At 69.2% G+C, this 22,782-nt stretch carries 21 protein-coding genes, 5 pseudogenes and 2 riboswitches; of the genes and pseudogenes, 16 read left to right on the top strand and 10 right to left on the bottom strand.

Translation table 11 applies throughout. The annotated features are described in order from the left end of the window. Positions 1 to 27: 27 nt before the first annotated feature. Both ACZ7IB_RS27445 and ACZ7IB_RS27440 read left to right on the top strand, forming a co-directional pair. The gene (locus ACZ7IB_RS27445; protein WP_470916483.1) at positions 28 to 1,050 is read left to right on the top strand and encodes a LacI family DNA-binding transcriptional regulator; all 1,023 of its coding nucleotides are present in this window, start codon (positions 28 to 30) and stop codon (positions 1,048 to 1,050) included. Positions 1,051 to 1,121: 71 nt separating this feature from the next. Continuing rightward, the gene (locus tag ACZ7IB_RS27440; RefSeq protein ID WP_470916482.1) at positions 1,122 to 1,403 is read left to right on the top strand and encodes a hypothetical protein; all 282 of its coding nucleotides are present in this window, start codon (positions 1,122 to 1,124) and stop codon (positions 1,401 to 1,403) included. Between the two features lie 101 nt (positions 1,404 to 1,504). On the opposite strand, the gene trxA is transcribed toward ACZ7IB_RS27440, so the two are convergent. After that, positions 1,505 to 1,876, bottom strand: a complete 372-nt coding sequence (trxA, locus tag ACZ7IB_RS27435; RefSeq protein WP_470916481.1) for a thioredoxin — start codon at positions 1,874 to 1,876, stop codon at positions 1,505 to 1,507. A 115-nt stretch (positions 1,877 to 1,991) separates the two neighbouring features. Here trxA and ACZ7IB_RS27430 point away from each other — a divergent pair, with 115 nt between their 5' ends. After that, entirely contained in the window at positions 1,992 to 3,434 is a 1,443-nt protein-coding gene (locus ACZ7IB_RS27430; protein ID WP_470916480.1) for a dihydrolipoyl dehydrogenase family protein, read from the top strand. On the opposite strand, the gene ACZ7IB_RS27425 is transcribed toward ACZ7IB_RS27430, so the two are convergent. The 3 genes and pseudogenes from ACZ7IB_RS27425 to ACZ7IB_RS27415 form a co-directional block, all read right to left on the bottom strand. Further along, positions 3,388 to 3,606, bottom strand: a complete 219-nt coding sequence (locus tag ACZ7IB_RS27425) for an ABC transporter ATP-binding protein (protein ID WP_470916479.1) — start codon at positions 3,604 to 3,606, stop codon at positions 3,388 to 3,390. The two genes, ACZ7IB_RS27430 and ACZ7IB_RS27425, sit on opposite strands and share 47 nt — an antisense overlap. A 216-nt stretch (positions 3,607 to 3,822) precedes the next feature. Then, positions 3,823 to 5,286 (bottom strand): annotated as a pseudogene (metE, locus tag ACZ7IB_RS27420) (5-methyltetrahydropteroyltriglutamate--homocysteine S-methyltransferase); the annotation flags it as partial. A 239-nt stretch (positions 5,287 to 5,525) separates the two neighbouring features. Next, a riboswitch (cobalamin riboswitch) is annotated at positions 5,526 to 5,744 on the bottom strand. 58 nt (positions 5,745 to 5,802) lie between these two features. Further along, entirely contained in the window at positions 5,803 to 6,396 is a 594-nt protein-coding gene (locus tag ACZ7IB_RS27415; protein ID WP_470916478.1) for a histidine phosphatase family protein, read from the bottom strand. A 122-nt stretch (positions 6,397 to 6,518) separates the two neighbouring features. Beyond that, positions 6,519 to 6,611: riboswitch (adenosylcobalamin (AdoCbl) riboswitch) on the top strand. Between the two features lie 45 nt (positions 6,612 to 6,656). Here ACZ7IB_RS27415 and ACZ7IB_RS27410 point away from each other — a divergent pair. Next, positions 6,657 to 6,872, top strand: coding sequence for a CbtB domain-containing protein (locus ACZ7IB_RS27410; protein WP_470916477.1), 216 nt, complete (start codon positions 6,657 to 6,659; stop codon positions 6,870 to 6,872). Between the two features lie 28 nt (positions 6,873 to 6,900). Beyond that, positions 6,901 to 7,674: a CbtA family protein gene (locus ACZ7IB_RS27405; RefSeq protein WP_470916476.1), complete on the top strand. Its 774-nt coding sequence runs from the start codon at positions 6,901 to 6,903 to the stop codon at positions 7,672 to 7,674. Positions 7,675 to 7,800: 126 nt separating this feature from the next. Here ACZ7IB_RS27405 and ACZ7IB_RS27400 read toward each other — a convergent pair whose 3' ends face one another. Next, on the bottom strand, positions 7,801 to 8,307 hold the full coding sequence (locus ACZ7IB_RS27400; protein WP_470916475.1) for a GNAT family N-acetyltransferase: 507 nt from the start codon (positions 8,305 to 8,307) through the stop codon (positions 7,801 to 7,803). Positions 8,308 to 8,538: 231 nt separating this feature from the next. Here ACZ7IB_RS27400 and ACZ7IB_RS27395 point away from each other — a divergent pair. The 3 genes and pseudogenes from ACZ7IB_RS27395 (at position 8,539) to ACZ7IB_RS27385 (ending at position 11,011) form a co-directional block, all read left to right on the top strand. Then, positions 8,539 to 9,285 (top strand): annotated as a pseudogene (locus ACZ7IB_RS27395) (SDR family oxidoreductase). Positions 9,286 to 9,351: 66 nt separating this feature from the next. Continuing rightward, the gene (locus tag ACZ7IB_RS27390) at positions 9,352 to 10,248 is read left to right on the top strand and encodes an SDR family NAD(P)-dependent oxidoreductase (protein WP_470916474.1); all 897 of its coding nucleotides are present in this window, start codon (positions 9,352 to 9,354) and stop codon (positions 10,246 to 10,248) included. A 34-nt stretch (positions 10,249 to 10,282) separates the two neighbouring features. Continuing rightward, a complete protein-coding gene (locus ACZ7IB_RS27385; protein WP_470916473.1) occupies positions 10,283 to 11,011 on the top strand; it encodes a TetR/AcrR family transcriptional regulator in 729 nt (242 codons plus the stop codon). Here the strand turns inward: ACZ7IB_RS27385 and ACZ7IB_RS27380 are convergent. Continuing rightward, the gene (locus tag ACZ7IB_RS27380) at positions 11,008 to 11,367 is read right to left on the bottom strand and encodes a tetratricopeptide repeat protein (RefSeq protein WP_401999830.1); all 360 of its coding nucleotides are present in this window, start codon (positions 11,365 to 11,367) and stop codon (positions 11,008 to 11,010) included. The genes ACZ7IB_RS27385 and ACZ7IB_RS27380 overlap by 4 nt on opposite strands. 178 nt (positions 11,368 to 11,545) lie before the next feature. On the opposite strand from ACZ7IB_RS27380, the gene ACZ7IB_RS27375 reads away from it, so the two are divergent. After that, positions 11,546 to 12,511, top strand: coding sequence for a pirin family protein (locus tag ACZ7IB_RS27375; protein ID WP_470916472.1), 966 nt, complete (start codon positions 11,546 to 11,548; stop codon positions 12,509 to 12,511). Positions 12,512 to 13,010: 499 nt separating this feature from the next. Next, positions 13,011 to 13,349: pseudogene (locus ACZ7IB_RS27370) on the top strand (transposase); the annotation flags it as partial. A gap of 83 nt (positions 13,350 to 13,432) precedes the next feature. Here ACZ7IB_RS27370 and ACZ7IB_RS27365 read toward each other — a convergent pair. Further along, positions 13,433 to 14,347 carry a recombinase family protein gene (locus ACZ7IB_RS27365; protein WP_470916471.1) on the bottom strand — a complete coding sequence of 305 codons (915 nt, stop codon included), beginning with the start codon at positions 14,345 to 14,347 and terminating at the stop codon, positions 13,433 to 13,435. A 415-nt stretch (positions 14,348 to 14,762) separates the two neighbouring features. Continuing rightward, the gene (locus tag ACZ7IB_RS27360) at positions 14,763 to 15,743 is read right to left on the bottom strand and encodes an ArsR/SmtB family transcription factor (protein ID WP_470916470.1); all 981 of its coding nucleotides are present in this window, start codon (positions 15,741 to 15,743) and stop codon (positions 14,763 to 14,765) included. Between the two features lie 89 nt (positions 15,744 to 15,832). Here ACZ7IB_RS27360 and ACZ7IB_RS27355 point away from each other — a divergent pair, with 89 nt between their 5' ends. Then, positions 15,833 to 17,149 carry an MFS transporter gene (locus tag ACZ7IB_RS27355; RefSeq protein ID WP_470916469.1) on the top strand — a complete coding sequence of 439 codons (1,317 nt, stop codon included), beginning with the start codon at positions 15,833 to 15,835 and terminating at the stop codon, positions 17,147 to 17,149. 177 nt (positions 17,150 to 17,326) lie between these two features. After that, a complete protein-coding gene (locus tag ACZ7IB_RS27350; protein WP_470916468.1) occupies positions 17,327 to 17,911 on the top strand; it encodes a DinB family protein in 585 nt (194 codons plus the stop codon). A gap of 144 nt (positions 17,912 to 18,055) precedes the next feature. On the opposite strand, the gene ACZ7IB_RS27345 is transcribed toward ACZ7IB_RS27350, so the two are convergent. After that, positions 18,056 to 18,496: a Tn3 family transposase gene (locus tag ACZ7IB_RS27345; protein WP_470916467.1), complete on the bottom strand. Its 441-nt coding sequence runs from the start codon at positions 18,494 to 18,496 to the stop codon at positions 18,056 to 18,058. A 107-nt stretch (positions 18,497 to 18,603) separates the two neighbouring features. Between ACZ7IB_RS27345 and ACZ7IB_RS27340 the strand changes: the two genes are divergently transcribed. The 4 genes and pseudogenes from ACZ7IB_RS27340 (at position 18,604) to ACZ7IB_RS27325 (ending at position 22,434) form a co-directional block, all read left to right on the top strand. Next, positions 18,604 to 19,026 (top strand): hypothetical protein, encoded by a 423-nt coding sequence (locus ACZ7IB_RS27340; RefSeq protein WP_470916466.1) that lies wholly within the window; start codon positions 18,604 to 18,606, stop codon positions 19,024 to 19,026. A gap of 15 nt (positions 19,027 to 19,041) precedes the next feature. Then, positions 19,042 to 19,602 (top strand): annotated as a pseudogene (locus ACZ7IB_RS27335) (tyrosine-type recombinase/integrase); the annotation flags it as partial. Next, positions 19,599 to 21,944, top strand: coding sequence for a tyrosine-type recombinase/integrase (locus ACZ7IB_RS27330; RefSeq protein WP_470916465.1), 2,346 nt, complete (start codon positions 19,599 to 19,601; stop codon positions 21,942 to 21,944). The pseudogene ACZ7IB_RS27335 and the gene ACZ7IB_RS27330, both read left to right, overlap by 4 nt. Before the next feature lies 1 nt (position 21,945). After that, a complete protein-coding gene (locus ACZ7IB_RS27325) occupies positions 21,946 to 22,434 on the top strand; it encodes a protein-tyrosine phosphatase family protein (protein ID WP_470916464.1) in 489 nt (162 codons plus the stop codon). 41 nt (positions 22,435 to 22,475) lie between these two features. Here ACZ7IB_RS27325 and ACZ7IB_RS27320 read toward each other — a convergent pair. Further along, a pseudogene (locus ACZ7IB_RS27320) lies at positions 22,476 to 22,703 on the bottom strand (Tn3 family transposase); the annotation flags it as partial. Positions 22,704 to 22,782: the final 79 nt, after the last annotated feature.

The following is a 22,782-nucleotide window of genomic DNA, read 5'->3' as shown; positions in this document are numbered from 1 at the left end:
CACAGGTCTGGAAGACTGCCCGACGCCATGAGCCAGTTACCGAACCAGCCCACCGAAGGCCCCGTCCCGACCAGTGCCGATGTGGCACGGCTCGCCGGAGTCTCCCGGGCCACCGTGTCGTACGTACTGAACAACAACGCGTCCGTGCGGATCAGCGAACCCACCCGCCGCCGCGTCAGGGAAGCGGCCACCGAACTTGGCTACGTACCGCACGCGGCGGCCCGGAGCCTGCGTGCCGGACACACCCGCATGGTGCTGCTCCCCACCATGAACTTCCCGGCCGGCCCGCTCCACCACCGCTTCTTCCACCAACTGGAATCCGGGCTGCGCCACCTCGACTACACCGTGGTCCAGTACGGCAGCACCGGTCTGGACGCCGACGCCGCGCCACGCGCCTGGGCCGAACTCCGTCCCGTCGCCGTCATCGCACCCGGCACGATCGCCCTCACCCCGCAGGGCATATCCGTGCTCAGGCGATCCGGAGCCAAGGCCGTGATCACCCTCGGGCCCCGTCCGGTGACCGGTGCCCATGCGCTGGTCATGGACCAGCGGGAGGTCGGCAGCTGTGCGACCCGGCATCTGCTGGAGCGCGGCCGGCGCCGCATCGGCGTCGTCCTGCCCGAAGAAAGCGGCCTCGGCCTGTTCGCCGAACCCCGGCTGGCCGGAGCCCGGCAGGCCGCACTGAGCCATGGGGCCCGTATCGAACCGCTGCCGTTGCGGTACGAGGAGAAAGCGGCCGCCCGGCTGGCCGCCCGCTGGCGCACCATGGGCCTCGATGCCGTGTTCGCGTACAACGACGAATACGCGATGCTCCTGATGCGGGCCCTTCAGGACGCGGGCATCGAGGTGCCCGGCGAGACGGCCGTGGTCGGCGCCGACGACCTGATGCTCGGCAGACTGCTGCGGCCCCGGCTCAGCAGCGTGCGGATGGAGCTGGCCACGCCACAGCCGCTGGCGGAGCTCGTCGACCGGCTGGTGCAGCACCCCGGCGGCGCCCCCGAGCACCACGACCTGCTGCGGGTCCGGGCGGTCCATCGCGAGTCCAGCTGAGCCGCCGACTCCGCACGGTGCAGCAGCGCGGCAACGTGCGCACCGCGCGCCGCTTGCCTAGCGTCATGACCATGAGCCATCCGCAGAGTTACGAGATCCTGCTGGTACCCGGATTCGCCGAGGACACCACCGACGCCGCCGAGCCCGGCGGCGCCATCCGTTCGGCGGTCGTGGCGGCGACCGGTGAGACGGGGGCATCGGGCTACCCCCGGTATTCGGGCGAAGGCATCGTGGCGGACATCGACCCGGCGACGCGCACGGTAGAGGCCCTGCTGGTCGACGGAGCCGAGCTGGACTACGGCCTCTCGGTCCGGATCAAGGAGAAGAACGCCGAGGGCAATGCCGACAGCTGAGGCCGGGCCGTCCGTTTCCGGCCGCGGAAGGCCGCCGAAGGCCGCGGAAAGAGGCCCGACCGCTGTGGTCGGGCCCCTCACCCTGCTCATGCGCGCGGAGCCTACTTCTGTTCCTTCTGCTGGTCCTCCATGGACTTGCGGACCTCGTCCATGTCCAGCTTCCTGGCCTGCCCGATGACGTCCTCCAGCGCTGCCTCCGGCAGCGCGCCGGGCTGGGCGAACACCGCCACATTGTCCCGGACGATCATCAGCGTGGGGATGGAACGGATCTCGAAGGCCGCGGCCAGCTCCTGCTGCGCCTCCGTGTCGACCTTGGCGAAGACCAGGTCGCCGTGGCGCTCGGACGCCGCATCGTAGACCGGCGCGAACTGCCGGCACGGGCCGCACCAGGAAGCCCAGAAGTCGATCAGGACGAAGTCGTTGTCACTGACCACCTCATCGAAGTTTTCCTTGGTGAGCTCAACGGTGCTCATGCTCTGTTACCTCTTTCTGTGCCCGTTCGGACCTGCCCGACACAACCGTGCCTGTACTTGCGCTATTCCGCCTGCCCATGTGGCCGTCGCGCACACCCACGACCAGACTGTCCCCATGACAGATGCTTCCCTGAACACCGAGTACGACGTCGTGGTGATCGGAGCAGGTCCGGTGGGTGAGAACGTCGCCGACCGGGCCCGTGCCGCCGGGCTGAGCACGGCGGTCGTCGAGGCGGAACTCATCGGCGGCGAATGCTCGTACTGGGCCTGCATGCCCAGCAAGGCCCTGCTGCGCCCGGTCGTCGCCCGTGCCGATGCCCGCCGGGTCCCCGGCCTCAGCGACGCCGTGCAGGGACCGTTGGACACGGCAGCGGTCCTCGCCCATCGTGACGAATACGCCTCGCACTGGAAGGACGACGGACAGGCCGCCTGGCTGGAGGGCGTCGGAGCGGACATCTACCGTGGCCAGGGTCGGCTCACCGGCAAGAAAACGGTCTCAGTCACCGCCCCCGACGGCACGGAACACCGGCTCACCGCCCGGCAGGCCGTCGCCGTCTGCACCGGCAGCCGCGCCGTCGTCCCCGCCCTGCCCGGCATCGACGGGGCCCGCCCCTGGACCAGCCGGGAGGCGACGAGCGCCAAAAAGGTACCCGGCCGCCTCGTGATCGTCGGCGGAGGCGTGGTCGGTACGGAGATGGCCACCGTCTGGCAGGCCCTCGGCGCCCGGGTGACGATGCTGATCCGCGGCAAGGGACTCCTGCCGAAGATGGAACCCTTCGCGGGCGAGTTGGTCGCCCAGGCACTGACGGAGGCGGGCGCCGACATCCGTACCGGAGTCTCGGCGACCTCCGTACGGCGCGCGGTCCCGGACGGCCCGGTCACCGTGGAGTTGAACAACGGAGAGCGCGTCGAGGCCGACGAGATCCTTTTCGCCACCGGCCGCGCCCCGCGCACCGACGACCTCGGCCTGGAAACGGTGGGACTGAAGCCCGGCTCCTGGCTCACCGTCGACGACAGCTGCCGCGTCGACGGCACCACCTGGCTCTACGCGGTCGGCGACGTCAACCACCGGGCGCTCCTCACGCACCAGGGCAAGTACCAGGCGCGCATCGCGGGCGCCGCGATCGCCGCCCGCGCCGCAGGTGTGCCGCTGCTGGAGACCGACCGCTGGGGCGCCCACGCAGCCACCGCCGACCATTCGGCCGTCCCCCAGGTCGTCTTCACCGACCCCGAGGCCGCATCGGTCGGCCTCACCCTCGCCGAGGCCGAGGAGGCCGGCCACCGCGTACGCGCCGTCGACCACGACCTCGCCGCGGTGGCGGGCTCCGGCCTGTACGCGGACGGCTATCGAGGCCGCGCCCGCATGATTGTCGACCTCGACCGGGAGATCCTGCTCGGTGTCACGTTCGTCGGGCCGGGCATCGGCGAACTGCTGCACTCGGCGACGATCGCGGTCGCGGGCGAGGTCCCCATCGACCGGCTGTGGCACGCGGTGCCCGCGTATCCGACGATCAGCGAGGTCTGGCTGCGCCTGCTGGAGGCATACCGGGAAGCGTAGGGCCCGGCCCGCCCGTCTCCAGCAGCTCCCCGGGCGGAGCGGCATCCGTACCGACCGTGACGACGGCCGCGAGCAGCGACTTCGTGTACGGATGCCGCGGCGCGTCGGACACCTCCTCGGCCGTGCCCTCCTCCACCACCTGCGCGTCCTTCATCACCAGTACCCCGGTCACTGATCCGCCGGACCACCGAAACATCGTGCGAAACGAACAACAGGACTGTTCCCAGGCGCTGTTGGAAGCTGTGACCAGGACTCACCGGCAGGGCCTGCGCCCCTGGAGCGACGGGGGCGGTCAGGCCGGCGGCCGAAGATGGGCCGTGGATCGTGGACGGTTCGAAGCCGACGTGGTGCGGCCCGGGACGGACGCCCGTACCGGGCCGCGCCGCCGTCAGCCGGCGCTACCTGGCAGAGCCGCCCGCACCTCGGTGGCCGCCGAGACCAGGTTCTCCAGCGAGGCGCGTACTTCCGGCCAACCCCGGGTTTTCAGACCGCAGTCGGGATTGACCCACAGCCGTTCGGCGGGAATCGCTTCGTGCCCCTTGCGCAGCAGAGCCGCTGCCTCGCCGGCGCTCGGAACCCGCGGTGAGTGGATGTCGTACACACCGGGACCGACCTCCCGCGGATAGCCCGCCGATGCCAGTTCGTCGGCCACCTGCATAGGGGAGCGGGCCGCCTCCAGGCTGATCACATCGGCATCCAGGTCGTCGATGGCCCTGATGATGTCCCCGAACTCCGCGTAGCACATATGCGTATGGATCTGAGTCTCCGGACGTACGCCACTGGTGGCCAGCCGGAACGACTCGGTCGCCCAGGCCAGATACCCGGCGCGATCGGCGGCCCGCAGCGGAAGCGTCTCGCGCAGGGCGGGCTCGTCCACCTGGATGAACGAACTGCCGGCCGCCTCAAGGTCGTTCACCTCGTTCCGCAGTGCGAGGGCGACCTGGCGCGCGGTCTCGCCGAGCGGCTGGTCGTCACGGACGAAGGACCAGGCGAGCATGGTGACGGGACCTGTGAGCATGCCCTTGACCGGACGGGCGGTGAGCGACTGTGCGTACGCCGTCCAGCGCACCGTCATCGGCTCCGGCCGGGAGATGTCCCCGGCCAGGATCGGCGGCCGGACATACCGTGTGCCGTACGACTGGACCCAGCCGTGCTGAGTCGCGAGGTACCCGACGAGCTGCTCGGCGAAGTACTGCGCCATGTCGTTGCGTTCGGGCTCGCCGTGCACCAGCACATCGACGCCCGCCTTCTCCTGGAACGCCAGCACCTCCTGGATCTCCGACTCGATGCGCTTGTCGTACGTGGCGGTGTCGATGCGTCCGGCCCGCAAATCGGCGCGTGCGGTGCGCAGTTGGGCCGTTTGGGGAAGTGAGCCGATAGTGGTCGTCGGCAGCAACGGAAGCCGCAGACAGTCATGTTGGGGCGCTGCCCGCTGTGGATACGACACCTCGCGGCGCCCGTCGGACTCCGTGACGGCAGCGGCCCGTGCCCGTACCGTCGAGTCATGGGTGATCGCAGAACCGGCCCGTGAGGCCAGATCGGCACGGTTCGCGGCGAGTTCGGCGGCGATCGCGTCCGTACCCCGTGCGAGGCCCCGGGCCAGGGTGGCGATCTCGGCAGACTTCTGCCGGGCGAAGGCCAGCCGGCGGGCCACCTGCGGGTCGATGTCGCGCTCGGCGGTCGCGTCGAGGGGGACGTGCGGCAGGGAGCAGGAGGCCGCCACATCGACCCGGCCCGCGAGGCCGAGCAGGGTGCCGAGCGTGGTGAGGGACTGCTGATAGTCGTTGATCCATACGTTGCGGCCGTCGACGACCCCGGCGACCAGTCGCCTGCCCGGCAGACCGCCGACTGAGGTTTTCCCTTGGCGGGGACAGCCGTACACGGTGGCCCGGGCTGCCGCGGCTGCGGACTTGCCGGTCACGGAACTCTCCTTCGCGAGCGTGTGTCCTGATACGACCCCGGGACGGATCGAAGGCGCGAAGGGATGACGGACCGGGCGGAACCGCAACGCCGTGGAGGCGCGCGTGCCCTGCCCGATGTGTACGCCGACCCGCCCACGAGGTCACCGAGATCACCGTGCGCGTCCGACGCGCACGGGCAGTGGCAGTGGCAGGTCTTCGGACTCGCGGGCACTTCTCGCGTACGAGACACCTACTGGCCGTCGCTTCCCGGACCCCGTATCGGGTCCAGTGCTTGATGACGGCGGTCGTTCCCACTCACCGCTGCGGGGCAGTCCCGGATTCCCACCGGGTTCCCTCTTGCGACGCGCCTGTCTGGCGGACAGGGCGAACCAGCTGCACCACCACAGTAGGCGCTGACCGGCGGTTCCGGCACGTCAGTTGTTCATACCGTGGGCCACGGGAGGACGTCAGTCCCCCGGTGCGGGGGACAGCGGCTGCCCACAGTGCAGGTTCCACCGTCCGGACCGGCCGCTGAGCCCGGTCAGCGTCAGCGGGGCGACGTCCAGCCGCCAGAACGCCTCCGTCGGGAGAGCGAGCGCCCGTACGATCAACGCCCGCACCACCGCAGGCTCGACGACCCCCAGCACACGGCCGCCCTCGTCGCCGTACAGGGGTTGGAGGGCATCCAGCCAGCGGCCGACCCTGGCGCAGAACTCCAGCAACGGTTCGCCACCGTGCGGAGCCGCCGAAGGATCGGTCATCCAGGCCGATACCGCCTCCGGCTCGCTCCCGCTCACCTCCTCCAGCCGCTGCCCGCTCCACCGGCCCATGTCCCAGCCACGGAGCGCGAGTTCGTGCTCGGCGCGCAACCCCAGCGCGTCGGCGGTCCGGTCGCACCGTTCGGACGGCCCGCAGACATACCGGTCGGCCGCAGGCACCGCTGCCGCTGCGGCCCTGGCCCGCCGGACCCCGACCGCGTCGAGCGGCGCATTGCCGTCGAAGCGGGCCTCGCGCAGCGCGGCGTTGAGCGCCGGTGAGATCAACATCACCTTTATCGTCATGACCGGGTCAACTCCCTGAAGTCCGGCCCCGCAAGTGCACCCACCATGGCATCCGGGCGTTCCGGTCCCGCCGACGGCACCATGGCCGAGCCTGCTCCCAGGCGGTATCGTCCGATGAGCATGACGAAGTGTGACGGAAGTCCGGTGAGAATCCGGCACGGTCGCGCCACTGTGAACCCGTACCCGTACGGGAAGTCAGACCCAGCACCTTCGTCTCAGGCACCACGAACGGGACGCGTGTTCCCTCAGGAGGTTCTGCCATGGCACAGACTGCTGCCCCCGCCACCGCCGTACCGGCGATCACCCCCATCTCCCTGAAGGCCATTGCCCCTTGGGCGGTCTTCTTCGGCATCCTCATGCTCGTACTGCTGTACTTCGTCGGCGCCGAGCAGGGCGCCACCGCGGTCATCTCCGGCGAAAGTGTCCACGAGTGGGTCCACGACGGCCGCCACCTCCTCGGTTTCCCCTGTCACTGACGTACCGTCCGATCCAGGGGAAATCCTCATGAACTCCATATCCGTCAGAGCCCTGCTCGTCCGCGGCATGCTGGCAGGCCTTGCCGCGGGCGCGCTCGCTCTGGTCGTCGCCTACTTCCTCGGCGAGTCCCGGGTGGACGCGGCCATCGCTCTCGAAGAGGCGCACAGCCATGACCACGGCGGCGGCGAGGAACTTGTCAGCCGCACCATGCAGTCCACCGCCGGCCTCGCCACCGGTGTGCTCGTCTTCGGTGTGGCGATCGGCGGCATCGCCGCCCTCGTCTTCTGTTACGCCCTCGGCCGGATCGGCAGATTCGGCCCACGGGCCACGGCCGCCCTGATCGCGGGTGCGGCCCTGCTGACGGTGTACATCGTGCCGTTCCTGAAGTACCCGGCCAACCCGCCGGCCGTCGGCAACCCCGACACGATCGGCCGGCGCACCGCCCTGTTCTTCCTGATGGTCGCCCTCAGCGTGCTGCTGGCCGTCGCTGCCGTCATCTTCGGCAAGCGGCTGGCTCCACGCCTGGGCAACTGGAACGCGACGATCGCCGCATCCGCCGGCTACGTTGTCGTGATCGGGTTCGCCTACGCGTTCCTGCCCTCGTTCAACGAGGTCGGAAAGGACTTCCCGGCCGGCCTGCTGTGGGAGTTCCGTCTGGCCACGCTCGCCGTGCAGGCCACTTTCTGGATCACCTTCGGCCTTGTCTTCGGCCGGCTGACGGAACGGCTTCTCGTGCCGAGGACCGACTCCGTCAGGACCGGAAACGGTGCGGCGAACCGGGCTGCCACCGCGGCCGGCTGACCGACGCACCACTGGCAACCACAAGACATCGGAACCCGCCGGGAGCTTCCCGGCGGGTTCTGTCGTCCCGTAATGCGCAGCCGAGCCGGCGCCTACGTACCCGCAAGGGGCCGGACGACCGGGGGCTCAATCCTCGGCCTGCTGATCCCAGTCGATCCGGTAGTGCTTCAGCAGCGCGTCCTCCTTCACCAGGTGCATACCGACGGCTGTCATGACGTGCTGCGACGCGAGGTTGTCCAGATCGGTGTCGCCGTGCACGCAGCTCACGCCCTGGTCGCGGGCGAACTGGAGCAGTGCGCGCAGCGCCTCGGAGGCGTAACCCATGCCCTGAGCCGAGGGGACGAGGCCGTAGCCGATCGTGACGTGTCCGTTCTCGTCCGGAGCGCCATGGAATCCCAGTCCGCCGATCACCTCTCCGTCGTCGCGGCGACGTATCTCGTACGAACCGAAGGGGCTGGGATCACCCGTCGTCGCGCATGTATCGAGGAAGCGCTCGGCCGCGGCCATCTCGCCGGGGGACGGGTATCCGGGCGCCCAGCGGGCACCGTCTCCCGGCTTGCCCGCCATCACCCGCAAGGCGTCGGAGGCGCTCATCAGGCGAAGGAAGAGGCGGGGAGTCTCAAGGTCGGTCATGACCGAGTGAAGTATCACGCGGGACGGGCGGAAGGCATCCGGATTGTCCGACGGGAGCGTGCGAAGCGGGGCGGGGACCCCGGTGGGGTCCTGCAGAGGCCCTGCAGGGCGCGGGGTAGCGCTGGGAGTAGCACTGTTAGCAGATGGGTAGCGTCGTTACGGTATTGGTGTTAGCGTCGCTCACGCCGGGGTGCGGAATTCACCGGCCCGCCTGAGACAGGGAGCGCCGTCATGAGCGAGCAGCACACCACCACACGCCGGGTAGCGATCGTCACCGGAGGATCCCGGGGCATTGGCCGCGAGAGCGCCGAGCGACTGGCCTCCGACGGATTCGCCGTCGTCATCAATTACGCGGGCAACCAGGCCGAGGCCGACTCGGCGGTGGCGGCGATCACCGCGGCGGGCGGGTAGGCCGTCGCCTTCCGTGCCGATGTGGCCGACGAGGTCGCGGTCTCGGCACTCTTCGACACGGCCGAGGAGACCTTCGGCGGAGTCGACGTGGTAGTGCACGCGGCCGGTGTCATGACACTGGCGCCGTTGGTCGACACCGATCTGGACGCACTGGACCGGATGCACCGCACCAACATCCGCGGGACGTTCGTCGTCGACCAGCAGGCGGCCCGCCGACTGCGCAAGGGCGGGGCGGTCATCAACTTCTCCAGCTCCGTGCTGTCGCTTGCCATGCCCGGCTACAGCGCCTATGCCGCCACCAAGGGCGCCGTCGAGGCCATGACCCTGATCCTGGCCCGGGAGCTGCGCGGGCGGGACATCACGGTCAACGCAGTGGCCCCCGGGCCGACCGCCACCGCCCTGTTCCTGGACGGCAAGGACGAGCAGACCATCGCGAGGCTGGCCGGCCAGGCACCGCTGGAGCGGCTGGGCACCCCGCAGGACATCGCCGAGGTGATCTCCTTCCTCGCCGGCCCGGCCCGCTGGGTCAACGGCCAGGTGCTGCGCGCCAACGGCGGCATCGTCTGAGCGGCCGCCAGAGCACTGCCCCGCCTGCCCCGTTCGACAGTTGATCCACGCCCCAGGAGGACAGCCATGAGCAGGACCATCGTGATCACAGGTGCGGGCTCCGGCTTCGGAGCGCTGGCCGCACGCGCCCTGGCCGATGCCGGGCACACCGTCTACGCGGCCATGCGCAACACCACCACACGCAATGCCGACCGGGTCGCCGACGCGGCGCGGTACGCCGCCGAGCACGGCGTGGACCTGCGCACCGTCGAACTCGATGTGCTTTCCCAGGAGTCCGCCGACGCCGCCGTCGCCACGGTCCTGTCCGAAGCCGGCCGTCTCGATGTGATCATCCACAATGCAGGGCACATGGTCACCGGCCCCACGGAGGCATTCACCCCCGAGGAACTGGCAGCGGTCTACGACACCAATGTTCTCGGCACCCAACGCGTCAACCGCGCGGCCCTGCCGCACCTGCGGGCCCAGGAGAACGGCCTGGTCCTGTGGATCGGCTCCACCTCCACCAAGGGCGGCACCCCGCCCTGCCTCGCCCCCTACTTCGCCGCCAAGGCCGCCATGGACGCTCTCGCCGTCTCGTACGCGGCCGAGCTCGCCCGCTTCAACATCGAGACCAGTATCGTCGTGCCCGGCTCCTTCACCACGGGGACCAACCATTTCGTCACCGGCGGGCACCCCTCCGACGAAACGATCGTCGCAGACTACGAGGAGCACTACGAGGGCCTGATGGACCAGGTGTCCCAGCGTCTGGCCGCCCTGGCGCCGGCCGATGCCGATGTGTCCCAGGTGGCGGACGCGATCGTGGCCGTTGTCGAGACCGAGCACGGCAAGCGGCCCTTTCGCGTCCATGTCGACCCGGCGGACGACGGCAGTGAGGCGGTCAGCGCCGTCGCCGACCGTATCCGTGCCGAGTTCCTCACCCGGATCGGCCTCGACGACCTGCTCACCCCTCATGCCGTCGTCTGACACCCGTCAGGGCGCACTTGATAGCGTCCGTGCGATGAGCACACGAGCACGAATCCTGGAAGTGGCGGCGCGCCTGGTCGCGGAATCCCCGAACGGGGACATCTCCACCCGGGCCGTGTGTGAGGCCGCGCAGGTGGGCGCCCCGGCGCTCTACCGCCATTTCGGCGACAAGGAAGGCCTGTTGTCCGCGGTGGTGGACCACGGCTTCGACACATACTTGGCGACGAAGCGACAGCGTGGCGAGAGCGCAGACCCCATCGAGGATCTGCGCAACGGCTGGGACAGCCACGTCGAGTTCGCCCTGCAGAACCCCAATCTGTACCGGCTGATGAATTCACCGGCCATGCATACGCCACCGGCCGCGGCCCTCGAGTCCCATCAGATCCTCACCAGGGACCTGGAGCGGGCCGCGGCTGTGGGCAGGCTGCGCCTTACCCCCGAACTGGCCGCGCAGATGGTGATGTCGGCCAATGTGGGCGTGGCGCTGATGCTCGTCGCCCGCCCCGCGACCTTCGGCGACGCGAACGTGTCACGGCGGGTACGCGACGCCGTGCATGCCGCGGTCTTCACCCCGGATGTGTCCGGCGCTTCCGCAGACGCGGACGACACGGGGGCCGCCGTGTCCGAGGCCCACGTGCCGTCCACCGCGGCCCGGCTGAACGCACTGCTGCGGCAGTCGCCGGATCCGGCACTCAGCGCGGCCGAGGGTGCCCTCCTGACGGAATGGCTGAACCGCCTGTCGAACGCTCCACGCGACCGCTAGAGCCCTGCCCGGTCCGCGTCGAAGTCCCCGGAGAACGCAGCCGCCATCCGCAGATGACCGGTCGCCTCCGCGCTTCGCCCCTGGCGCTCAAGCGTGCGGCCGAGCATCAGCCGCGCGTAGTGCTCCACCGGGTCGCGCTCCAGAACCGCCCGCAGCTCCGTCTCGGCCCTGCCGAGCCGAGCCGAGTGGTAGTAGGCCCGGGCCAGCAGCAGACGCGGGGAGACCTGCTCCGGCGCCTCCTCGACCAGACCTTCCAGAATCCGGGCCGCAGTCATGTACTCCTTCGCTTCGAAGAACATCTGCGCACGGTCCCAGCGGTCGGCGGGCGTACCGAACTCGAAATAGGTGTCGCTCACTTGAACTCCTCGTTCACGGACCGTCCCGGGATCGCTCCCGGCCCTGTCCAGCCACTGGCCCGGCCAGATGCTCAGCCGTGCTCCAGTCACCCGAACATGGCACGCTGGTTGAATATTCCACTAAATTATCGGCGTGGGTACCGGCACCCCGGGCCCGCACGGGAATAGGTTGAGCGCCATGAGCAATCTCGATCGCCAGGCCACACTCTCCGTCTGTGGAGGACGGGGCTTCGTCGTCGCCGAGCCTGTACGTGAACTCCTCACCCCGCGCCATGTCCGGCTGGGTGAGTCCACCGAGGTCCGCAGACTGCTGCCCAATCTGGGCCGTCGGATGGTCGGTGCATGGGCCTTTGTCGATCATTACGGCCCCGACGACATCGCCGGCGAACCAGGGATGCAAGTACCGCCCCACCCTCACATGGGCCTGCAGACGGTCAGCTGGCTGCACGACGGCGAGGTCCTGCACCGGGACAGCCTCGGCAGTCTCCGCACGATCCGCCCGCGCGAGCTGGGACTGATGACCTCCGGCCGGGCCATCAGTCACTCCGAGGAGAGCCCGAAGTCGCATGCGAGGTTTCTGCACGGCGCCCAGCTCTGGGTCGCCCTGCCGGATGCCCACCGCCATGTCGAGCCGCACTTCCAGCACCACACCGAGCTGCCCATCGTCACCACCCCCGGCCTCACCGCCACCCTGATCCTGGGCGAACTCGACGGCGCCACTTCGCCCGGCACCGCGTACACCCCGATCGTCGGCGCCGACCTGGCCCTGTCCGCCGGCGCCGAGACTCGCTTGCCACTCGATCCGGACTTCGAGTACGCGGTGCTCTCGATGTCCGGCCAGGCCGAGGTCGACGGCGTACCCGTGCTGCCCGGTTCCATGCTCTACCTCGGCTGCGGCCGCGCCGAACTCCCCTTGCGCGCGGACACCGACGCGGGCCTGATGCTCCTCGGTGGCGAGCCCTTCGAGGAGGAGATCGTCATGTGGTGGAACTTCATCGGCCGGTCTCATGAGGATATCGCACAGGCTCGTGCGGACTGGATGACTAGTGCCCGGTTCGGGGAAGTGGAGGGCTATGAGGGGGGTCGGCTGCCCGCTCCCCAACTGCCGCCTGTGGCGCTGAAACCGCGGGGAAGGGTGCGCTGAGCTCCATTGTTGCGGGTTGGGTCCAGTGTGCTCCGTGGCTGCGGCAGCTGGGTCCCGTACGCGCAAGCGGAATCGGTCCCTCGTCGCGGTGGAGACTTTTGCCGCACGCGCCCAGGATTCCAAGGTGTGGTCGTGCGTAAGCAGCTTTGGTAGACCTGATGCTGACCCAATGCTGACTTTACTGACGGCGCGTCAGTCCCTGGCGGCTCGGGTTCTGGCTGGCCGGCTGACTGTGGTGAGCGGGTCGGCTCCACGGAGTCGGGACCCGCGCTGCGACCAGTCGACCGGCGCCGGCATCCTCGGCGACCCCGTGGTCGACTTCGCGGACCCGCTCCAGATCAACGGCTACGCCTACGCCAACAACAACCCGATCACCAAGAGCGACCCCGACGGGCTCCAGCCCATCGAGTGCTGGGAAGGCATCGCCGTCTGCAGCGGCGGACGCATCATCAGCGCCAAGAACGACGACGTGAAGCCGACCGTCGAAAGCAACGGCATCGTGCCCCATACCGTCCACGCGGACCGCGGTACCTCCATGACCAGCAAGAAGGTCTCCCAGCTGCTGATCGACCTCGGTGTCACCAGGAGCCATTCCCGTCCCAGGGTCAGCAACGACAACACTTTCAGCGAAAGCCAGTTCCGCACCACCAAGTACGCACCCGACTACCCCGAATGCCTCGACTCCCTGGCCCCACGCCAGGGAGGGGCTGGACGCGTTCACCAGCTACTACAACCACGAGCACCGGCACTCCGGGATCGGCCTGCACACCCCGCCTCGGTCCACTTCGGCACCGCCCAGGAGGTGAGGGATCAGCGGTCCGCCGCCCTCGCCGAGGCTTACAGGGATCCCAGTAGTTCTCGCGGAGAAAACAACGCTAAGCGGCTGCGCCCCAGCTCAGGAGGCTCGGCAGCTGGGGCGGGTCACTCGCCGAGGTCGTTGACGCGGTTCGCGTACTCGCGCCGGGCCTTGCGCTGTGCTGGGATGGCTGAGGTCCCCGGGGCGCCGTCGAGCGGCTGGCAGCGGGCGAGGAGTTGGCGGTGGACCGTGGGGGTGGCGCTGACGCACAGCGTGTAGCCCTGGCCGCGCCGTACGGTCACGCCCTGGTCGAGCGCGGTGCGCTCGACGGGCGCCAGATCGGCGGCGCGGAGGAAGTCGGCGACCTTGCCCGGCATGTCGAGGACCACCAGCAGCTCCGCAGGGGTGCCCGCGTCGACGGCCGTGTACTCGGGCAGCAGGTCCGCGACGGCGGTGCGGATGGCGCCGCGGCTGACGTCGTGATCGCGAGCGAGGGCGGCGATGGACCGGCCTTCCAGGTACGCGGTGCGCACGGCGTCGGTCTTGTCGGTCGGGACGGCGGGCCGGCGCCCGCCCTTGTTGCCCTTCGCCTCGGCGGCCCGCAGCCCGTCGTAGGTCAGCTCGCGCTGGAGATCGCGCTGGAGTTCGCCGGCGGCGGCGAGGGTCTGCACCATGAACTTCACGGTGGACAGCAGCTCGCCTGTGCGCGGGTGGCGGGCGGTGAGGTCCATGGCGGAGAACGCTCCGTCGTGGATGCGCAGGGCGAGACGGTCGCGGTGGAGGACGTCGAGCACGTCGAGGATGTGCCCGGTGCCGCGCACGAGGCGGAACATCTCGGAGATGTGCACGGTGTCGCCCGGCCGCGCGTACGTGAGGAGCTCGCCGAACTTCGGCCGCTCCAGCGGATGGAGGCGGCTGGAGGTCCCGGCCTCCTCCTCGAACATCAACGGCTCGTCGATCCCGGCCTCGTCCAGGACGAGGTTCTGACGGTCGGTCGACTGCTGGTCGGTCGACACCCGCTTGTAGACCAGGTTGGCCATGCCGCTCCCCGTTGTGGTGGTCGCATCCGACCCTAGCTGTCAGCAAACCCTGTCATCAGCAGTCATCGGATCTGATTGGATCCGAGCCGTCGGCAGGCTCCGAAAAGTCCGGGTTCATTGGACGCTCGCCATGCCTGTCGTTAAACGATCGTTTAACGACAGGCGAGCAGGCTTCGATCCTCGGTCGCAGGGTTGAACCCTGGTGAGGGTGTCCAGCCTGCCCGCTTCCCACCACCCCGTTCGGCCCTACGCCCTCGCGGCCGCCAGAGGCCGGCGACGGCGCCGGCCTCGGTACAGCGGCTATCGGTGAGATTGATCATGGTCCGGGCGGTACGAGCGTGGTGCCGCGGTTCTCGTACTTGCGGCGGGCTTTGTGCTGAGCCGGGACCGCCGGGGCGAGTGCTGATCTGAGCCCTCAGCCCGAACCGGCGACCAGCGCCTCGCCGAGCGGGGTGCGCCGGTAGAGCACCGACCGTCCGGACCGGGCGCGGACGAGCAGCCCCGCGCCTCGCAGGATGGCGAGGTGGTCTCCCACCGCGCCGGGTGCCATGGCGAGGCTTCGGGCGAGGTGGCTGGTACTGGCCGGGGCGTCCAGCGCCAACAGCAGCCGGGCTCGGGACCGGCCGACCAGAGCGGTCAGCGCGTCCGGTCGGGGGACGCTCTCCTGTTCGCCCCACAGGGCGGCGGTGCCGCGGGCACGATAGATCAAGGTCCTGGGCCAGGGGTCTTCCAGGTGGGCGGCGATATTCGCGACGAAGACCGAAGGGATCAGCAGTAGCCCGTCGCCGGCGAGGCGAACTGTTCCGACTTGGGGGAAGTGGCCGATCTCGATACCGCCGGCTTGCCAGGCGATGCTCGGGTGCAGGCTCTCGATGGTCGTGACCCAGCCGTGTTTGCCGATCACACCCACCCGGTGCACGACGTCGCGCTCACAGATCGCGCGCAGTTGCGGCCAGTCCGTGGCGAGCAGCTCGTGCCACGCCTGGTCCATCGCCTCGGCGATCCTGGAGACGGCGTCCGTCGAGTCCAGCACTGCGCGTACGCGGGGATCACGGGCGGACGGGCCGGTCGCGCTGGTGGCGATTTCGTGGCGGGCCGCTTCCAGCGGTGTGGCCCGGATAATGGCGAGGTCGTCTGCCCAGGTCTGGTTGAGGCCGCGCGGGGGCGGGGCGACGAAGTTCGGTCCGGATTGCGGGGTGTGCAGGGCGAGGGCGGCGTTCAGTTCGCTCTCGCGGCGAAGCCGTTCAAAGGCCGGCAGGAGCCGGGTGGCCCAGGCTCGCGGCAGCGGCCTGTCTTGGCCGGCGAGCGAGCGTAGCAGGAAGCACAGGTCCATCGCGGGCGACAGTGCGAAGCGGCTGCGCAGCAGGTCCTCGACGGAGACTTCGAAGCGGAGCACCGCGCCATGCTACCGAAGGACGTCTGTTCCGATTCGTCCAGCGACGAATCATTGGTGAGTGGCGTGGGCGCACGGCGAGGCTGCGCGTCATGACTCCAACCGCCGAACCCGCGCAGGGCAACCACCGTGCCACCTACCGGGAGGTGCTGGCCGAGCCACGATTCCGGCTGCTCTTCTCAACCCGCACCGTCGCGATCACTGCGGACGCGCTGCGGATCACCACGTTCTCGGTGCTGGTCTTCTCGGCCACCGGCTCCGCGCTGCTGAGCGCACTGGCCTTCGGCATCGGCTTCATCCCGCAGCTGTTCGGCTCGCTGCTGCTGGGCTCACTGGCCGACCGACTGCCGCCCCGCGCGCTCATCACCGGCGGCTACGCCTTGACGTGCGCCGCCGCCCTGCTGCTCGCCCTGGTGCGGATGCCGGTCGCAGCAAGCCTCGGTGTCGTGGCGCTGGTCGCCCTCGCCACACCGGTGTTTCACGGCGCGTCGAGTCGGCTGGTCGCGCAGTCGCTGGAGGGCGACGCCTATGTACTTGGCCGTTCACTGAACAACATCGCTGCCTCCGGCGCGCAATTGTTCGGTCTGGCACTGGGAGGTGCGGTCGTCGCGGTACTCGGCCCGCACCGGGCGCTCGCGGTAAGCGCAGCCCTCTACCTCGGCTGCGCGCTCGCTATCCACATCCGGCTACCCCGGCTGCAGCCGGGAGAGTTCGGCGGCACACCTGGCAGCGCTCGGGGCGATGGCGGGGCCGTCCGGGCAAGCCTGCACGGTGCCGGCCTGCTGCTGCGCGGACACACGGTACGACGACTGATGCTGGCCCAGTGGCTACCGCCCGCGTTCGTAGCGGGCGCGGAAGGTCTGATCGTCGCCTACGCGGGAGGACGCCACTTCGCGCCCGGCTGGTACGCGGTGCTGATGGGCTGTCTGCCGGTCGGCATGCTTGTCGGTGACCTGCTGGTGGGGCGACTGCTACGGCCGCCCACCCGGGAGCGACTGGTAGTCCCGTTGATTGCGCTGATGGGACTGCCGCTGGTCGGCTTCGCTGCCGAGCCCGGAGTGGGCGTCTCGTCCTGTCTGCTGCTGCTCTGCGGCTTCGGATTCGCCTACGGTCTCGGCCTGCAACGGCCGTTCCTGGACGCCCTGCCGCAGGATGGCCAGGGCCAGGCCTTCGGTCTGCTCGGCTCCGGCAGCATGACGCTTCAGGGCGTCGGGCCGGTCTGCTTCGGCTCGGTGGCCGCAGGCATCGGAACAGGCGGCGCAATCGCCCTGGCAGGCGGCGCGGCGGCGCTTACCGCCGGCTGGATTCTCACCTGGCACCTGCCCACATCCCCGGTCCCCGTCCCGAACTACTCAACGGGATCAGAGAACGGCACCGAACAGCATGCGTGTAGTTCTCCTGCGCAGTAACCGTCGCAGGTCGGGTCGGCCGCGTGCCGTCACGCACCCCACCCCCACGTCTCTCTGACAGACAGTCATTCCCGGTAGCTCATTGTGTAAGGAGTCCTAAGCCTCGGCTCTGCCCGCCGTTGCGGACCACGTACGGGATCTTGAGACCACGAACAGCCCATGGAAGGTTCATGCCGCATGATCGATAAATTTGCGAAGGACAACCTGCACGGGAGACTGCGGCGGGACCGCGAGGCGCTGCTCTGGAAACTCGACGGCTTGTCCGAATACGACGCCCGCCGACCTTTGACAGCGACCGGGACCAACCTCCTCGGCCTGGTCAAACACGTGGCCACCGTCGAGGCCAGGTACTTCGGCGAGGTCTTCGACCGCCCTTCCCCGGAACCGCTGCCCCGGTGGCAGGACTCCGACAGCAGCGATCAGTGGGCGACCGAGGACGAGACCCGCGATCAGATCATCGGGTTCTACCGGCGCACGTGGGAACACTCGGACGCGACGATCAACGAGCTTCCCCTCGACGCCCCCGGCCACGTGCCGTGGTGGCCGGAGCCTCATCCCAACACGAACCTGTTCGCCATCATGGTCCATGTCCTCGGCGAGTCCATCCGGCATGCCGGGCACGCCGATATCCTGCGCGAGGGCCTCGGCGGCCGGACCGGGGTGCGCGCCGAAAACGAGCAGCAGATCGACGAGGAAGCCCGTGCAGCCTACTGCGCGAAGATCGAGCAGGCCGCCAGGTCGGCCGCACCAATCAAGGCTTAGTTCGAGGCGCTCCTGGACGCGGGCGGAATCTTCGCCGAGCTGTACAAACTCTCCCAGGACCGGTGAGCAATCCGGCTAGGGTGATTGAACCGTCGGCCCCGGTGCCGCCCTCCCCCGTGGGACGGCACCGGGGCCGGCCGCCGTCTACAGCCCGGCTCCGGGCTCGTCCACGTTCACGGTCCGAAGCGGCCGGTGGCCCTGGTCGTCGAGCTGGGCGAGTTCGCGGTCGTAGTCGACGGTGATCGAGCCGTAGAAGTTGACCGCCGAGCTGCGGGCCGGGGAGATGTGGGAGAGCACCTCGGCGTCCACTTCGCGGCCGGCACCTCGCAGTTCGTCCACAGCCAGGCCCATGTACTCGGTGTGCCAGCACACGACCGCGTTCGTCACCACCGTCAGGCACCACGCCTGCTCGTTCTGCTGCTCAGGCCGGCGCCGGATGACCTTGCCCTCGCGCGCGTAGTGCAGCTGGCGGCGCAGCGCGTGCAGGGACTCGCCCTTGTTCAGCTGCCGGGCGATCTTGCGGCGGTAGGCCGGATCGGACAGATACTTATCAGTTACGTGGAATCTGACCGCAGCGGAGATCATCTCCCTGCGGTACGACCACGGACTGAGGAGATGTGTTGGGCACGGTGGTGCTGGAGGAGAAGTGGCCGGTGCTCGGCTGACACGAGCAGGCGGCCGGGTGGCTGCAGGTGTGGAGCGACCTGGGACGGGCGCCCCGGACCATCGACGCCTACGCCCGGGGGCTGGCCGAGTACCTGGAGATGTGCGAGCGGGCGAACGTCGACCCGCTGACCGCCAACCGAGCGCACATCGCCGTCTACGTACGGGAATTGACCTCGCGGCCGAGCCGCCGGGGCGCGAACGTGGTCTCGATCGACTCGGGCTCGGGCCTGGCCAACGCCACTATTCAGCAGCGCCTTGTGCCGGTCCGGCTGTTCTACGACTTCCTCATGGAGGACGGGCAGCACGACTCCAACCCGGTCGGCCGGGGCCGCTACACGCCCGGCTGCCGTCGCGGCGGGCACGAGCGTGGCCTCGTGCCAAGGCTGACGAAGCTGCCGTGGATACCCACTGAGCAGCAGTGGATGGACATCCTCGCGGTCGCCGCCTAGGAGCCGGTCCGCAACCGCGTGATGCTCGCGCTCGCCTACGACGCCGCGCTGCGTCGCGAGGAGCTGTGCTCGCTGCGGACCGACGACCTCGATCCGGCTCACCGGACCTTGCGGGTTCGGGCTGAGACGACCAAGAACCGGCTGGAGCGCGTCGTCCCGTACTCCGCACCGACCGGCGTCCTGCTGTAGGGCTACCTCGCGCACCGGGCGACGGTCAGCCGGGCTCGCGGGCCGTTGTTCCTGTCGGAATCCCGGCGCAACCACGCCCAGCCGCTGAGCCTGTGGACCTGGTCGAAGGTGGTCCGCCGGATCGCGCTGGCCGCCGACGTCCCGCGGTTCTCCACCCACACCACGCGGCATCTGTGCTTGACCGACCTGGCCCGGATGGGCTGGGAACTGCACGCCATCGCCACCTTCGCCGGCCACCGGCACACCGACTCCACCCTCACCTACATCCACCTCTCAGGCCGGGACCTGGCCGACAAGCTCAACCGCGGCATGGAACAGATCCACGGCTGGCGGGTGCAGATGCTGGGCCGCCTGGGCGAGCAGGCGACCGGGACGGTCGCGCTGTGACCACGGCGATATCGGCGGCTGCTACCGAGACGGCCGCGGCCCCCTCCTGGCCATGGCCGATCGACCTGACCCGATACGACCGTCGACCCGACCTCGGCGAACGCGAGAGCACGGCGCTGGCCAGTCTGGGCTGGCAGGTTCGCCGACGCCGCGGCTACGACCCGGACCGGGTCGAGTGGCGGGCGATCTCCCGACTGCTCCGCCCGCTCGACGATGCACGAGCCGCGCTTCGGTGGTGCCCGGACACGCCCGCCCATCGCCGCGCGGTCACCGACGCCATCGGCCTGATCCTGCGGCGCTGCCTGGAGGACGGCACGGCGTTCTGGGCGTGGTCGGCAGACGACTGGGTCCGCCTCATCGCCCCTGGTCACAAGGAGTTCGAGGCCGCCTGGCCCGGCTGGATCGACGGCACGGTCCGGCCCTACGTGGCCGCGTTCGCCTACCTGCTCGGCGACTTCACCGACTTCCACCGCATCGGAGGGTTCATCCGCCGCTCGCTGGCCTGGCGGGTCTTCGGCCAGGAACCGGTCGAGGAGACGATCGCGCAGGTGGCGGCCACCCTCCAGGGCTGGGGCTACCACCCGTCGAACGGCGCCTTTGGCCAGTTCCGCACCGTGCTGGTCCAGATCATGCTCATCAACCGCAGCCCGCTACTGCAGGACATGACCACCGACGCTTTGCAACGGGCTCGCGAGAGCCCTGCACTCCCATCCGGGGCCCGGCGCGGAAGCCTCCATGGTGTTCACCGGGCGATCGCCGCCCTCGGACACGCCAGCCCACCGCCCAAGCCCATCCACGCCGTGATGCCCGGTCTCGGAGGCGTTCCCGAGCCCTGGGCTGCGATGGTGGAGCGGTGGCACGACACCTCGACGCTCACGCCGAAGGTCAGAGGCGGGTTCCGGTCCATCGTGGCCAAGGCGGGCCGGTGGCTGGCCGCCGAGCACCCCGAGATCGTCGAACCCGCCCAGTGGACGCGCGAGACCTGCGCAGCCTGGGTCGCGGCGCTGGACCGGATGACCGTCGGCGAGCACGTGCAGCGCCGGGCGGGACTCGACAAGCGCGGCGGCGAACCGCTGTCTGCTCGCACGAAGGCCGGTTATCTCACGGCGACCAGAACGTTCTTCCGGGACTGTCAGGAGTGGGAGTGGATTCCCCGCCGGTTCGACCCCGTTCGCGCGCTGGCCACCCCCAGGAGCGTCGCGGCGCTGATCGGCCCCAACCCCCGGGTGATCGCCGACGACATATGGGCGAAGCTGCTGTGGGCCGGACTCAACGTCGATCACGAGGACTTCCCGACCAACACCTACGGGCTGTGCTATCCGATCAAACTCATCCGGGCCGTCACCCTGACCTGGCTGTTCAGCGGCCTGCGCAGCGACGAGATAGCCCGCCTCCGCATGGGCTGCATCCGCTGGCAACACGGCGGCTTCCCCATTCCCGGCGACTCCGACGAGGTGCTGGCGCGAGACGCCGTCTGCCTGCTGGACGTCCCCACCCACAAGACCGGCACCTCGTTCACCAAGCCCGTCGATCCTCTGCTGGGCAAGGCGATCGAGGCATGGCAGCATGCCCGGCCACAGCAGCCGAAGATGTTGGACCGCAAGACCGGCGAGCAGGTGGACTTCCTGTTCGCCCACCGGGCCAAACGCCTCGCGAACACCTACATCAACACCGCGGTCATCTCCTCGCTCTGCCGCAAGGCCGGCGTCCCGACCGCCGATGTCCGGGGCAACATCACCAGCCACCGGGCCCGCTCCACGATCGCCAGCCAGCTCTACAACGCCAAGGAGCCGATGACGCTCTTCGAGCTGCAAGCTTGGCTTGGTCACCGGAGTCCGGAGTCCACCCAGCACTACGCCAAGATCACCCCCAACACCCTCACGAAGGCATACACCGAGGCCGGCTACTTCGCCCGCAACGTCCGCACCATCGAGGTCCTTCTCGATCGCGACGCCATCACCTCCGGGGCCGCGTCAAACGGTGAACCATGGCAGTACTACGATCTCGGTCACGGGCTGTGTTCCTACTCGTTCTTCGAACAGTGCCAGCACCGGATGGCCTGCGCCCGCTGCGACTTCTACACCCCCAAGGAATCGACGAGATCCCAACTCGTCGAAGCCAAGGCCAACTTGCAGCGCATGCTCGTGAGCATTCCACTCACCGAAGAGGAACGCGCTGCCGTTGACGACGGCCAGAGCGCCCTCGACCGCCTGATCGAGCGCCTCGCCGAGGTGGCCACCCCAGCCGGCCCGACCCCGAACGAGCTCCGCGCCGAACCCGGCCGACCCCTGCCACTGACCGTCCGATCATCACCTGACGCCACCGAACGAAAGTGCTGCTGACATGCGACCCACCCTCTTCACCATCGACCTCCCCGGCCCGGGACGACTGAGCACGATGGCCAGACCCCGTGGCAATGACTGGCTCGAAGACGAGATGAACGCGCTGAAGAACTGCGGCGTCGACATCCTGGTCTGCGCGCTCACCGCACCCGAACTCGACGAGCTCGGCCTCGTAGACGAACCCCGGACAGCCGTCACAGCCGGGCTGCAGTTCGTCGACATACCCATCCCCGACCGCACCGTCCCCGACCTCACCACGATCCTGCCCACCCTGCACAGGCTCGCCGAACAGCTACACGAAGGCGCACACGTCGTCACCCACTGCCGAGCCGGCATCGGACGCTCATCCCTCCTTGCCGCCGCACTCCTCATCCTCAACGGCGTCGATCCCGACACCTCCTGGCACCAGATCGAACGAGCTCGCGGGCTCGCCGTCCCAGACACCACCGAGCAGCGAGAGTGGACGATGGAACTGCTCAAACAGGCATGACGTTGACAAATCAGATTCCACAGAATCGCGGCGTAGATCGTTCGCCGAATGGCCCCGTACTCCTTGAGCGCGGCGGCCAGGGCGTTCTGCCGGGAGGACGCGGAGAGTTTGCCGACGATCAGGGAGGCGGTGGCATGCCCGTACTTGAGCGACCCGGCCAGCCGCAGCAGGTCGTCCCAGTGGGCGGCCACCAGGTCGAGGTTGGCCTTCTTCGTCAGCAGGGGGCCTGCGGTGGGGAACTTCTCCTCGTAGTGGGAGTGTCTAATCAACGGCGGATCTGATGATCAAGGAGACGCCAGAGATGACCGAGTCCGTTGTCGAGCAGGAGTCCGTGGAGAAGTCGGCGGT

The sequence above is a fragment of the Streptomyces sp. NPDC037301 genome (genome assembly GCF_055602785.1).
Note: the sequence above shows the minus strand (reverse complement) of the source record. Positions and strands in the feature narration are given on the sequence as shown.